We start from the raw sequence: 13,499 nt of genomic DNA, 5'->3' as shown, positions 1-13,499 counted from the left end.
CTCGTGCGGGAGGAGCGCCACATGTCCGACGCCACCACGACCACGGCCACCGAGGAGCACACCGAACTCAAGCGAGCGATCGGCCCGAAGCTCCTGCTGCTCTTCATCATCGGAGACATCCTCGGCACCGGGGTCTACGCGCTGACGGGGAAGGTCGCCCACGAAGTGGGGGGAGCGGCGTGGGCCCCCTTCGTGCTGGCCTTCGCGATCGCCCTCGTGACCGCCTTTTCCTATCTCGAGCTCGTGACGAAGTATCCGCAGGCGGCGGGCGCGGCGCTTTATGCCCACAAGGCCTTCGGGATCCACTTCGTCACCTTCTTGATCTGCTTTACCGTCATGTCATCGGGGATCACCAGTGCCTCGACCGCGAGCAAGGCCTTCGCGGCGAACCTCGTCGATGGGTTCGGGCTCGATCAGGAAAACACCAACCTGGTCCTCGGGATCGCGCTCGTCTTCATGTTGGTGCTCGCGGCGATCAACTTCCGCGGCGTCGGCGAATCGGTGCGGGCCAATGTCGTGCTGACCCTGATCGAGCTCTCCGGTCTGTTGCTCGTGATCTTCGTCGGCTTCTTCGCGATGACTCAGGGGCGGGCCGACTTCTCGCGGATCACCGTCTTTGAGACCTCGGCCGATAAAAACGTCTTCCTCGCGGTGACGGCCGCGACCTCGCTGGCGTTTTTTGCGATGGTCGGCTTCGAAGATGCGGTCAACATGGCCGAGGAGACCCAGAATCCGGAGCGCACCTTCCCCAAAATCATGCTGACCGGGATCGGCATCACCGGGCTGATCTACGTGCTGATCTCGATCGTCGCGGTCGCGCTCGTCCCGGTGGCCGAGTTGGGCGAAGGGGACACCCCGCTCACCAAGGTGCTGACGGCGGGTTTACCGGAGTTCCCAGCCGATAGCGTCATGCCCTTCATCGCCATGTTTGCGGTCGCTAACTCGGCCCTGATCAATATGTTGATGGCCTCCCGGCTGATTTACGGGATGGCGCGTCAGGAGGTCCTGCCGCCGGTCCTCGGGTGGGTCCACAAGGGGCGGCGGACGCCGTGGGTGGCGATCATCTTCACCACGATGATCGCGCTTGGCCTCATCACCGTGGTCACTAAGGACGACAGCGACGCGGTGGCCGCGCTCGGCGGGACGACCGCGCTGCTCCTCCTCGCGGTCTTCGCGATCGTCAACGTCGCGGTCCTCGTCCTGCGCCGTGATCGCCTCGACCGCAAGCATTTCCGCACGCCAACGGTGCTCCCGGTGATCGGGGCCATCTCTTGCGCCTTCTTCGTCACCCCCTTCACCGGGCGGGACACGATCGAGTACGTGATCGCCGGCTGGCTGCTCGCGATCGGCGTCGTCCTCTGGGCGCTCACCTGGATGGCGAACCGCGCATTCTTTGCCAAGAAGACCTACATGCGCGACCCGGAGCACATGCAAGGCGACGATCTCGACGACTAGAGCGCGCCGATCCCGGCGATGACGCCGGTCGTCGGGACGCCCGAGCCATCGCGTTTGCCCGTGGGCTCGGGAAGGGGCAGGGGTGCGCCGTTCGACGCGCTCGCCCGGGCCGAGGCCGGTCCGGCCCAGGCAAAGACCAGAGTGTCCTCGCCCTTTAGAAAGCGGTGGCTGCGCACTCCGCCGGTGGCCCGACCCTTGGCGGGGAACTGATCGAAGGGGGCCACCTTCAGGGCGCCGCCATCGGTCCCGGGCAGGGCGGAGGAGGAGCCGGAGGCGGTGACCACGATGTTGTCTGCATCCGGGTCGACGGCCCCGAAGAAGATCACCCGGGCGCCGTCCGGGAGGCGGATCCCGGCCATCCCGCCCGCCGCCCGACCCTGCGGACGCACGAGATCGGCGGGGAAGTGGAGCAGCTGGGCATCGCTGGTGGCAAAGACCAGGTGCTCCGAACCGGTCCGGAGCATGGCCGCACCCACGACGCGGTCACCGTCTTTGAGGCCGATGGCCTCGAACCGATCCGCCTTCGGGTAGTCGGTCGTCACTCGCTTCACGACGCCCGATGCGGTCCCGAGGGCAAAACCCGGGCCGTCGGACTGGAGGCTGATCAGGGTGAGGGCGATCTCATCGGGCGCGAGATCGAGGTATAGCGCGACCGGGGAGCCTCCGCTGAGATTCGGGGCGCTCCCGCTCGGGGGCAAGGTCGGCAGGTCGAGGGCCGGCAGCCGCGCGACCCGACCGGCGCTCGTGACGATCCCGTACTCGCCGCGGGCGGTGGTCTCGATCGCAGCGATGATCGCATCGTGTTTGGCACGGCCGCCGTCGGCCGCCGGCGGGGTTCCGTCCGAGGTGCGCGCCAGCATCCCGGTCGAGGAGAGCAGCACCCAGCAGGGATCGTCGGGGACCTCTAGCGGCGTCGCGGCGGAAGCGGGGGTACCCGCGGACTCAAGCAGCACCGTCCGCCGCGGGGTCCCGTGGGCCTTCGCGACCTGGGCCAACTCATCGGAGACCACGCGGATCAGGAGTTTGTCGTCGGCGAGAATCGCTTCGAGCTCCTCGATCGCCGCGCGGAGTTCCTCCTGCTCCTTCTCCAGCTCAAGCCGCGAGAACTTGGTAAGGCGGCGCAGTTGGAGGTCGAGGATGTAGGTCGCTTGCGCCTCGGAGAGGTCGAAGACGCTCATCAAGCGGGAGCGGGCGGTGGTCGCATCATCGGAGGTCCGGATCACCTGGATGACCTCGTCGATGTCGAGGATTGCGATCAGGAGGCCCTCGACGAGGTGGAGGCGCTCTTGCTTCTTCCCGAGGCGGTAGGCGGTACGCCGCCGGACCACGTCGACCCGGAAGTCGACGTAGACGGTGAGCAACTCCTTTAGGCCCATCGTGCGCGGTTCGCCGTCGACGAGCGCGACATTGTTGATCGAGAAGGATTCTTCGAGCGGCGTCAGCCGGTAGAGGTGCTGCAGGACCGCCTCGGGGTTGAAGCCGGTCTTGATCTCGATGACGAGGCGCAGGCCGTTGGTGCGGTCGGAGAGATCGGTCACCGCCCGGATGCCCTGCAGCTTCTTGGACTGCACCGCATCGCGGATCTTCTCGGCGACGCGCTCCGGACCCACGAGGTACGGCAGCTCGGTCACCACGATGCCCTGGCGGCGCGCGGTGACCTTCTCGATCGAGGTCGTGGCGCGCGTGCGGAAGGTGCCCTTGCCCGTGAGGTACGCGTCGCGGATCCCCTCAAGGCCGACGATCCGCCCGCCGCCGGGCAGGTCCGGGCCGGGCACAAAGCGCATCAACTCATCGAGCGAGCAGTCCGGGTGGGTCAGCAGGTGGCGAGCCGCCCCGATCACCTCACCGAGGTTGTGCGGGGGCATCTGGGTCGCCATCCCGACCGCGATCCCGGTCGTGCCGTTGACGAGCAGGTTCGGGTAGGCGGCCGGCAAGACCTCCGGCTGGAGGAGCTGGTCGTCGTAGTTGGGGACGAAGGGGACGGTGTCCTCTTCGAGCCCGGTCACCATCAGCAGAGCAGCGGGGGCCATGCGAGCCTCGGTGTACCGGCTCGCGGCGGGGCCGTCATCGAGGGATCCGAAGTTGCCGTGCCCGTCGACGAGGGGCAGCCGCATCGCGAAGGGCTGAGCCATGCGCACGAGCGCGTCGTAGATCGCCGAATCCCCGTGCGGGTGGTACTTGCCCATGACCTCGCCGACCACGCGGGAGGACTTGACGTGGCCCTTGTCCGGGCGCAGCCCCATCTCGTGCATCGCGTAGAGGATGCGGCGGTGGACGGGCTTGAGGCCGTCGCGAGCGTCGGGGAGCGCCCGGGCGTGAATCACCGAGTAGGAGTACTCCAAGAACGCATTGCGCATCTCGTCGGTGACATCGATGTCCTCGATCCGTTCCGGGACATCGCGAGGTGGTGCCGGGGTGCGGGGGGCCATGGGGCTGGTGTCGGCTCTTTCGGTGGGGCGTGGGTGGACCGACCTATCGTGCCCGACGGCGTGGCGCGACACGCCACCGCCACGCGGTCGTAGGCTGGTTCGGCCGGGGGAATGTTTCCCGGCTCACATCACCAACCGCAGCGCAGCCTGCGGCGTCAGAACAGATATGACCGCCGTAACGCTCGCGCCTGCCTTCACGAGGGGACCGATGGCTCGCACCCGGGAGACCGATGCCCATGTGGCCGTGCGAGCCGTCTACGACGCGCATTACGGACGCCTGGCGGGCTGGGCCAAGGGCCTACTCGGAGACCCCGATATCGCGCACGATCTCGCCACGGAGGCCTTCATGCGCCTCGTTCGGGACTGGGATCGCGTCGACGAGCCCAAGGCCTGGCTCTACACCGTGACCGGCAACCTGATTCGCGATCACTGGCGCAAGCGGGGCCGCGAAGCCGCGGCCTACGCCCGGCACGAGGCCGGCAGCGACCGGGACGTCGTGAGTGACCCGGATACGGCAACCACCATCACGGTCCGCGATGCGATCCAGTCCCTACCGGATCGCTTGCGGCTGCCGGTGATGCTCTACTACTACGCAGATCTGCCCGTCGGCTCGGTCGCGCATCAGCTCGGCAAGTCGGATGGGACGATCAAACGGGACCTCTTCGAGGCACGCAAGCGCCTTGCCGTCCTACTGGAGGGTGCGCGATGAACCGCTTCGACCAGGACCCCGACGGGGCTCCTCACGATGGTGAGGACCGTCTGCGCGGTGACCTCCCGACGAAGGGGGTCGTCGAGGACTTCTTCGCCGCGGCTCATAACGACATCGAGCCGCTCCCTGCCGACGATCTGCGGTTCCAGCGGATTCAGCGGGGTGCAGCGCCGGCGCGGCGCGGTGCCCGCCGTGCTTCCCTCGCGGTCGCGGCCGCCGCGGCTCTGGCCCTCGGAGGCCTGGGCCTGTGGCACCAGACGCGCCCTGCCGATGTGATCGACGCGGCCGAGCAGAGCGCGACGACCGTCCCGGTCCCGTCGCCGAGCGATTCGTCCACCGCCCCGACCGTGTCGACCCCGACCGGGCCACTGCCTGTCCCGGTGAGCTTCGATATCGCCTCCTTCACCACGGGCAGTGAGACGGTCCAAGGAGCGCTGGGCTCGGCGGACTGCGGGGACCAGACCTGCACCTCAGTGGTGCGCTCCAGGGACGCCGGGAAGACCTGGCAGGCCGCGAGCGCCCTGAAGGACGTGACGGTTGCCCCCAATGGCTCCTTCGCCACCGTGCCGAGGCAGGTCTCGACGATGCGCTTCGCTGACGCCAAACGCGGCTGGATCGCCGGATCGACGGTGCTCGTGACCAATAACGGCGGCCAAAGCTGGACCAACTATCCCTACCCAGGGGGCACGGTCGTCGCGATGGAAGTCGACGAAAACCAGGTCCGCTTCGTCACCGCGCAAGAGTGCTCGGCGAGCGTCTGCTCTGGACCGGTGCGGGTCTATCAAGCCGCCGTAGGCGCCAAGCTCGCGGACTCGATGGTCCTGCAGATCGACGCGACGGACCTCACCGATGTCGAACTCGTGACCGACCGCTCCGGTGCCTACCTGATGACTCGTGAGCGCGGCGCCACGCCGCGCCTGCACCACCTCACGGTCGATGGCTCCAGCGAGGTGACCAGCCCGTGCGAACGCGGGTCGCTCACGATCGCCGCCCCGGCGGATCAGAGCAAGGAATTGCTCGCCGCCTGCGCCGTTCCCGACGGCCCGGACCACGTCCTCGTCACGATGGCCCAATCCTCCGACTCGGGGGAGAACTGGTCCGGGTCCGATGTCGGGCCGACTCGAGTAGAGGGCACCCGGGTGCGCCTCACCGCGTCGTCGCCGGAGAAGCTCGCCATCGCGACCGTCGGCGCGCAGCAAAACCGGGTCTGGCGCTCCGCCGACGGGGGCGGCTCCTGGGAGCCCGCCAAGGTCCCGCCGGCCGCGCACCTGTGGGTCGCCGCGGGTGGTGGGGATCGCGTTTTCGCCTTCAGCGGAGGCGGGTCCTATCAGGTCAGCGAGGATGGCGCAGTGACCTGGCGCGAGGTCTCCTTCCGCTGATCAGGCGTGGGAGGATGACGGTATGTCCGACACGCTTCCACCCGGTTATCCGACCGAGGTCGAGGCGGATGTGGTCCTGCGGGACGGAACCGTCGCCCACCTGCGGCCCATCCGGCCCGACGATGCGCCCGGGATTCACCGCTTCCATGCCGGTCAGTCCGAAGAGTCCATCTACTTGCGCTTCTTTGCCCCCCTTCGGACGCTGAGCGAGCGAGACGTCGCGCGCTTTACGACCGTCGACTATGTCGACCGGATGGCCCTGGTGGTCACCCACCGCGATGACATCATCGGGATCGGTCGCTACGACCGGATCGATCCCACCGCGGCCGAGGTCGCCTTCAATATCAGCGACCACTATCAGGGCAAGGGGATCGGCTCGGTCCTGCTCGAACACCTCGCGGCGATCGCCGAAGAGCACAACATCACCCGCTTCGAAGCCGAGGTGCTTCCGCAAAACCGCAAGATGCTCAACGTCTTTTCGGAGGCGGGGTACGAAGTCTCCCGGCGCTTTGAAGACGGCGTCGTCATGGTCCACTTCGACATCGAACCGACCGAACGCTCCCAGTCGGTCGCCTTCGCCCGCGAGCACCGGGCCGAGGCGATCAGCGTGCGCTCGCTCCTTCGCCCGAGCCGGATCGCGGTGATCGGTGCGAGCCGCCGGGAGCGGGCCATCGGGCACCAGGTCTTTAAGAACATCCTGGACTCGGGTTTTACCGGCGATGTCGTCCCCGTGAACCCCGAGGCCGGGGACATCCTCGGGGTGGAGGCCGTCGCATCGGTGCGCGATATCGAGGGGACCGTCGATCTGGCGGTGATCGCCGTGCCCGCCGACCTCGTCCTCGACGTCGTGCTGCAGTGCGCGGACATCGGGGTGCACGGCGTGCTGATCCTCTCGTCCGGCTTCGCCGAAGTCGACGAAGAGGGTGCGCGCCGCCAAGCGCGGGTCTTGCGAGCCGTGCGAGATAACGGCATGCGCCTCATCGGCCCCAACTCCTTCGGCGTGCTCAATCTCGATCCAGAGGTGTCGCTCAACGCGACGATGTCGGCGCAGATCCCGCCGCCGGGCCACCTCGGACTGTTTTCCCAAAGCGGCGCCCTCGCCGTCGCCAATCTCGAGTCGGCCGCCCGCCGCAATCTTGGGATCTCGGTCTTTGCCTCCGCGGGCAATCGCGCCGATGTCTCCGGCAACGACCTCATGCAGTACTGGATCGACGACCCCAACACCAGTGCCGTCGGCCTCTACCTCGAATCGATGGGCAATCCCCGCAAGTTCTCCCGGATCGCCCGTGCCCTCGCGAGCAACAAGCCGGTCATCGTGGTCAAGTCGATCGGGTCGACCTTCGGCGTGCCGCCCGGACACCGCGTCCGCACGATCAAGGTGGGGCCGGAGGCGTTCACCGCGATGATGCACCAGGCGGGCGTGATCCACGCCGAGAACGTCCACCAGATGTTCGACGTGGCCCAGCTGCTACTCCACCAGCCCCTTCCGGCTGGCCGACGGGTTGCGGTGGTCGGCAATTCCAGCCAGCTCACGGCGCTCGCCGCCAACAACGCGCGCGGCCGGGGACTCTCGGTCGTCCACGGACCGGTGTCGGTGCGCGCGGAGGCCACCGCTGCGGAGTTCCGGCGGGCGCTCGACGCGGCCTTCGCCGACGAGAACGTTGATTCGGTGATCGTGAGCTTCATCCCGCCGATCGGTGCGCTCGATGAGGACGTGGTTAACGCCGTGCGCCGCGCATCGAAGGAGTCGACCAAGCCCTGCGTCGCGACCCTGCTCGGGATGCGCGGCGTCGATACCGGAGACGACGGGGCGGTGCTCACCAGGGGAGCCGTCGAGGGCGAGGACGGCGTCGAGCCGAAGCGGGCCGTGCCGCTCTACGGCATGCCCGAAGATGCGGTCCGGGCGCTCTCGCTCGCGACCGAGTACGCGATCTGGAAGCGAAGCGACCGCGGCCAGCCCGTGGTGCGCGATGGCATCAACCGGGCCGCTGCTCGCGCAGTCGTCGACCGGGTGCTCGAAGAGGACCCCGAAGGGCGGGCGCTCACCGCTGACGAGGCGCATGAGCTCCTCGCCGCGTACGGGATCGATGTCTGGGATCGGGTCGAAGTGGACTCGGCCGATGAGGCCGTCGCGGCCGCCGAGCAGGTCGGGTATCCGGTTGTGCTCAAATCCCTCTCGCCCTTGGTCCGCAACCAGTCGGTGCTTGACGGGATCCGGGTCGATCTCGCCGACGCGGACGGGGTCCGGGCGGCCTACCAGGCGCTCGACCGTCGCTTGGCACCGCTCGATGCCAACCACTTCGTCGTGCAGAAGATGGCGCCGACGGGCGTCGCCTGCGTGGCGGCGACCACCGAGGACCCGCTCTTTGGGCCGGTGGTCTCCTTCTCGGTGGCGGGCGCTCCGACCGTCCTGCTCGATGACATCTCCTACCGGATCCCACCGCTCACCGATGTCGACGTGAGCGCGCTCATCGACGAGATCAAGACCTCGCCGCTGCTCACCGGCTACCGCCAGTCGACGCCGGTCGACCGGGCGGCGTTGGAGGACGTCATCGGGCGGCTCTCGCTGATGTCCGATGACCTGGTCGATGTCTCGCACGTCGAGCTCAACCCGATCATGGCCTCACCCGGGGGTGTCACGGTGCTCGGTGCCGAGGTCCAGCTCGCCCCGGGTCAGCAGCGCAAGGACCCGGGTCGGCGCACCCTCACGTAGAGTCAGCCACCATGCATGACTCTCACGTGGACCTCAGCGCCGTCGAACTGTCTGCGGCCCTGAATGCCGCGATCGAGCGCGCCGGGTACTACCCGGCGCTCGTCGCAGATGTGGTTCGCGCCGCGCTCGGCGACGAACCCGTGCACTCTCACCTGGTGCATCAGGAGACCACCTTCGACCGCGAAGTGGTCCGCCGTCACGTGACGGTCCTCGCCCGCACGCCCTCCCGGCTGATCATCGCGCACGCCGACGATCACCCCGAGGACGAGACCGGTCGCGGTGAGGTCGTGACGGCCACGACGGAATGCATCCCGCTGAGCGCGGTGCGTGGCGTGATGTTGACCCACGTCGTGGGCGATCCGACCCGTTACCAGCCCGGATCGCTCGGTCGCGAACTCACCCTCACGATCGGGTGGGGCACGGTCACGCGGATCGACCTCGTCCCAGCTCAGTGTGCCGACCCCAACTGCGAGGCCGACCACGGCTACGAGGGCACCTCGGCTGCCGACGACATCGCCCTGCGGATCAGTGCCGTCGCCGAGGGCCGCTCGGCTCTCGATGAGGCCACCGCTTTCGCCCGGGATCTCTCCGCGGCCATCGGTTACCAGACCCGCTCGGCGACGTGAGCCAGGTGCGATCGGCAGCATCGGGCCTTCGCCGGGTCCTGCCGACCGTCGCGACCAGCCTCGGCGTTCCCGGGCTCTGGCGCTCGGGCGACCCGCGCCTCGCACCCGCGTGCCGCGCGGTGGTCGTCCTGATCGACGGCCTCGGGGCGACCCTGCTCGCCCGACGCGGCGGGCACGCCCCCTTCCTGCGCCGACTGATGAAGGCCGAGGCTGCCACCACCATCGGGTGCGGCTTCCCCTCCACGACGGCGACCTCGATGGGGACCTTCGGGACCGGTCTCGACGCCGGCAGCCACGGTCTGGTCGGTTACGAGGCGTACGACCCGCAAGCCGATGCGGTCTTTAACGAGTTGTCCTGGGAGGACGGGCCAGACCCGCTCACCTGGCAGCCGTCGCGGACGGTCTTTGAGAGCACGGCCGCGGCGGGGATCACCGCGGTGCGAATCGGCCCGGCCTTCTTCGACGGCTCGGGGCTCACCCAGGCGGCCTTGCGTGGCGGCCGCTTCATCGCCGCCTCGTCCCTGCCGGATCGCGTGGACGAAGCCATCGCCGCCATCGAGGCGAACCCGCGCGCCCTGATTTACCTCTACTGGGGTGACCTCGACAAGGTCGGGCATGTCTTCGGGTGTCAGTCCTGGCAGTGGGGCGACGAGCTGGAGCGGATCGATGCCGAGCTGGCTCGGCTCGCGAGGCGCTTGCCCGCTGACACCGCCCTGCACATCACGGCCGATCATGGGATGGTCGACGTCCCGCTCCACGCGCGCCTCGACCTCGGCGAGGACCCGGAGTTGGCGAGCGGCGTGCGCCATGTGGCGGGCGAACCACGGTCCCCGCAGCTGCACTGCGAGCCCGGGGCGGTCCCCGACGTGATCGCGACCTGGCGCGAGCGGCTCGGGCGTGACGCGATCGTGCTGACTCGCGAAGAGGCGATCGCGGCCGGCTGGTTCGGCAAGGTCCGCGATGAGGTGCGACCGCGGATCGGCGACGTGGTGACCGCGATGGTCGGACCGACCGCCGTCACCGACTCGCGAAGGCACCGCCCGGAGCTCCTCGCGCTGATCGGCCTGCACGGCTCAATCACCGATGAGGAAGTGGAGATCCCCTGGCTGATTCGCCCGGCTGGGGCAGCGAGCCAGTAAGAGGCTATTCGCCGGGGCGCGAGCCAAACATCACGTCATCCCAACTCGGCACGCTAGGCCGGCCCTTGCGTCGCGGCGCCGGCGCGGCGCCGTCGGCATCAGGATCTGAGCCGTCGGAGCCATCGGACTCGTCGGCGCTCGGCTCGTCGAGGGTCGGGACGCTGCTCGGTCCGGAGGCCGATTCGGCGGGCAACTCGGGCACCGCCGGGGGAGCGAAGAGGGCGTCGTCGGGGACGTCGAGGACGGTCTCGTCGGCGGCGGGCGCGGATGCGGTCCGGCGGCCACGGCGCTGCACGGTGCTGTGATCGCGCATGGAGGCGATCAGTTCCTCGGTCGTCGGGTGGGAGTGCCGGGCCTCTTCGGCCTCACCGTCGTAGATCGGGGTCGGCCGTCGCGGATCGGTGAGCGCCGACACCGGGTCTTCGTCTTCGGTCAACCACCGCGCCTCGTCGTCGCGGGCCTCGACGCTCATGGACCGGGCATCGAACCACCAGGTCGCGACCCGGGAGCGGCCCCCCGCCTCGAATCGGGCGGTGAGGGTCCAACGCCCGTCGCCGTCGCGCGCCGAGTCCCACGCGACGTCCTCGGCGTCGACATCGCGGTCGGCGAGTCGGTCGGCGACGCGCTGGCCAAGGCTCTCGTGTCGACCGGCATGCCCCCGCGCGCGGATCGTCACCGTGCGCCCGAGATCGGCGACGTGCTGGCGCTCGGCGAGCACCGGGCCATCGAACCGCGAAATCTTCTCCAACGACCATCCGGTGCGGCGGGCGACATCCTCGGCGCTCGCCCCGGCGCGGATCATCGCCTGGACCTCGCGCGGGCGGACTTCACCGGTGCTCTCGAGTTGGAGTTGGCCGAGCCGGGCGCGCTCTAAGCGGATGGCGGCGCGCAGCGCGTCATCGATCGGGAGGCGGTAGCGCTCACCGTCGTCGTCCACCACGACGAGGTGCTCGGCGTCGTCGCCGACATCGAGCAGTCGCAACTCACGCATGGTGCTCCTTGGTCCGGGTCGACTCGTCCCTAGGGACTCTGCCATCTTGATGCCCCGGACCGTCGTCACCACGCCGTGACCGGTTACCGTCGTCGATATGGCGACCCCCTCGATGGCCCCGTACGACGCAGTGCTGCTCCTCTCCTTCGGGGGGCCCGAGCATCAGGACGAGGTCGTCCCCTTCCTCCGCCGGGTGACCGCAGGCAAGGGGATCCCCGATGAACGTCTCGAAGAGGTGGGCGCGCATTACCGGCTCTTCGGCGGGCGCTCGCCGATCAACGACCAGAACCGTGCGTTGCTCGCGGCTTTACGCGTCGAGCTCGACGCGCGCGGCATCACGACTCCGCTGCGGTGGGGCAACCGGCACAGCGCCCCCTTCGTCGCCGACGCCCTGCGCGAGGCCAAGGAGGCCGGCGAAGAGCGCGTGCTTGCCCTGCGGACCAGCGCGTGGCGCTCGTACTCATCGTGTCGGCAGTACCGGGAAGACCTTGAGGGCGCGGCGGTCGAGGGCGTGAGCGTCGACGTGGTGCGGCCCTACGGCGAACATCCCGGCTTCGCGGCCACCAACGCGGCGCTCGTGCGCGATGCGCTCGCTCTCGCGCGGGACGCGAACCCCGACCTGCGCGACCTCCGGGTGCTCTATGTCACCCACTCCATCCCAGATGCCATGGACCTGACCTCTGGGCCGCCGGACGAGGAGCGGGCGTACAGCCGAGGACACCTCGCGCTCGCCGCCGCGATCACCGACGACGTGCAGGCCGAACTCGGCCTTGAGGTGGCGACCGAACTCGTCTACTGCTCGCGCTCGGGCCCACCAGCCATGCCCTGGCTGGAACCCGACGTCGCCGATCGCATCCGGGAACTGCCCGCCGAAGGGGTCCGCCGCGTCATCGTCGTCCCGATCGGGTTCGTCTCGGATCACATGGAGGTCGTCTACGACCTTGACGTCGATGCCGCCGAGGCCGCCGAATCCGCGCAGATCGAGATGGTCCGAATCCCGACGGTCGGGATCGATCAGCGCTTCGTCGCTGGCCTCGTCGATCTGCTGCTGGAGCAGGCCGCCCGGGCCCGAGGCGAGAGCCCGGACGCGCCAGCGTGGGGCCCCCTTCGCGCCACCCCGTCACCCTGCCCGGCCGGCTGCTGCCCTAATCTGCGCAGATGAGCGCGAATCTGACTCCTCCCGCCGATCTTGACGTCCGGGCCCTGCGCGACCTGTGTGAGCAGCTCGCCCGCGAGGCCGGGGCGCTCATCGTCGATGGCCGTCCCGATGACCTGGGCGTCGCCTCGACCAAGTCGTCGGCGACCGATGTCGTGACGGTGATGGACCAGCGCAGTCAGGACCTGGTGCGCGAACGCCTGGCCGCCGCGCGGCCGAGGGATGCCTTCTACGGGGAGGAAGAAGGGGGAGCGAGCGGCGAATCGGGGCTGACCTGGGTCGTCGACCCGATCGACGGGACGGTCAACTACCTCTATGGGCTCCCGGCCTACTCGGTGTCGGTCGCTGCGGTGATCGGTGATCCGGCAACCGATGGCGCTTGGCGTCCGGTGGCGGGCGCGGTGGTGAACCCGGTGTCGGGAGAGTGTTACGTGGCGGCGCTCGGGGAGGGCGCAACCCTCCAGGTCGGGGACGGACCCCGGAGGACCTTGCGTGTCGCCGAGCCGGAGTCGCTCGGACAGACCCTGGTCGCGACCGGGTTCGGCTATGAGGCCGGTCGGCGCCGCTGGCAGGCGGCGATCCTCGCCGAGGTGCTCGGCGATGTCCGGGACATCCGCCGTCTCGGCAGCGCCGCGCTCGACCTTTGCCGGGTCGCCGATGGGACGGTCGACGCCTTCTACGAGCGGGGCCTTAATGCCTGGGACCTCGCCGCCGGGTGGCTCGTCGTCACCGAGGCCGGTGGGGTGGTCGACGACGGGACCGGAGCCGACCCGCGAACGGCCATGGTGCTCGCGGCGGCGCCGCGCACGCACGCCGCTCTCGGAGCCCGGTTGCGCTCGGCAATCGCGGTCGTGGGCGAGGGTGACTAGCGCGAAGTCCAGGCGATAGGGCACAATCCGGCG

10 protein-coding genes are annotated in these 13,499 nt (G+C 69.1%); 8 read left to right on the top strand and 2 right to left on the bottom strand.

The annotated features are described in order from the left end of the window. Positions 1–21: 21 nt before the first annotated feature. Positions 22–1,455: an APC family permease gene (locus AB8K43_RS05255; protein ID WP_370892192.1), complete on the top strand. Its 1,434-nt coding sequence runs from the start codon at positions 22–24 to the stop codon at positions 1,453–1,455. Here AB8K43_RS05255 and AB8K43_RS05250 read toward each other — a convergent pair. Beyond that, positions 1,452–3,884 (bottom strand): DNA topoisomerase (ATP-hydrolyzing) subunit A, encoded by a 2,433-nt coding sequence (locus AB8K43_RS05250; RefSeq protein WP_370892190.1) that lies wholly within the window; start codon positions 3,882–3,884, stop codon positions 1,452–1,454. The genes AB8K43_RS05255 and AB8K43_RS05250 overlap by 4 nt on opposite strands. A gap of 208 nt (positions 3,885–4,092) precedes the next feature. Between AB8K43_RS05250 and AB8K43_RS05245 the strand changes: the two genes are divergently transcribed. Genes AB8K43_RS05245 through AB8K43_RS05225 form a run of 5 tightly spaced genes read left to right on the top strand, consistent with a single transcriptional unit; the run spans position 4,093 to position 10,450 of the window. Next, a complete protein-coding gene (locus AB8K43_RS05245; RefSeq protein ID WP_370892189.1) occupies positions 4,093–4,593 on the top strand; it encodes an RNA polymerase sigma factor in 501 nt (166 codons plus the stop codon). Beyond that, positions 4,590–5,972 carry a WD40/YVTN/BNR-like repeat-containing protein gene (locus AB8K43_RS05240; protein WP_370892187.1) on the top strand — a complete coding sequence of 461 codons (1,383 nt, stop codon included), beginning with the start codon at positions 4,590–4,592 and terminating at the stop codon, positions 5,970–5,972. The genes AB8K43_RS05245 and AB8K43_RS05240 overlap by 4 nt, the downstream gene beginning before the upstream one ends. Before the next feature lie 22 nt (positions 5,973–5,994). Then, entirely contained in the window at positions 5,995–8,685 is a 2,691-nt protein-coding gene (locus tag AB8K43_RS05235) for a GNAT family N-acetyltransferase (RefSeq protein WP_370892185.1), read from the top strand. Positions 8,686–8,696: 11 nt separating this feature from the next. Next, positions 8,697–9,311 carry a DUF5998 family protein gene (locus AB8K43_RS05230; RefSeq protein ID WP_370892183.1) on the top strand — a complete coding sequence of 205 codons (615 nt, stop codon included), beginning with the start codon at positions 8,697–8,699 and terminating at the stop codon, positions 9,309–9,311. Continuing rightward, positions 9,308–10,450, top strand: coding sequence for an alkaline phosphatase family protein (locus tag AB8K43_RS05225; protein WP_370892181.1), 1,143 nt, complete (start codon positions 9,308–9,310; stop codon positions 10,448–10,450). Before AB8K43_RS05230 ends, AB8K43_RS05225 begins: the two co-directional genes overlap by 4 nt. A 4-nt stretch (positions 10,451–10,454) precedes the next feature. Here AB8K43_RS05225 and sepH read toward each other — a convergent pair whose 3' ends face one another. After that, positions 10,455–11,441, bottom strand: a complete 987-nt coding sequence (gene sepH / locus AB8K43_RS05220) for a septation protein SepH (protein WP_370892178.1) — start codon at positions 11,439–11,441, stop codon at positions 10,455–10,457. 97 nt (positions 11,442–11,538) lie between these two features. Between sepH and AB8K43_RS05215 the strand changes: the two genes are divergently transcribed. Then, the gene (locus tag AB8K43_RS05215; RefSeq protein ID WP_370892176.1) at positions 11,539–12,603 is read left to right on the top strand and encodes a ferrochelatase; all 1,065 of its coding nucleotides are present in this window, start codon (positions 11,539–11,541) and stop codon (positions 12,601–12,603) included. Continuing rightward, positions 12,600–13,466 carry an inositol monophosphatase family protein gene (locus AB8K43_RS05210; RefSeq protein ID WP_370892175.1) on the top strand — a complete coding sequence of 289 codons (867 nt, stop codon included), beginning with the start codon at positions 12,600–12,602 and terminating at the stop codon, positions 13,464–13,466. The genes AB8K43_RS05215 and AB8K43_RS05210 overlap by 4 nt, the downstream gene beginning before the upstream one ends. The last annotated feature ends 33 nt before the right edge of the window (positions 13,467–13,499 follow it).

The organism is Janibacter sp. GXQ6167, from assembly GCF_041365945.1.
Taxonomy (GTDB): domain Bacteria; phylum Actinomycetota; class Actinomycetes; order Actinomycetales; family Dermatophilaceae; genus JBGFSK01.
The sequence above is the reverse complement of the archived record's forward strand: the minus strand, read 5'-3'. Positions and strand labels throughout refer to the sequence as shown.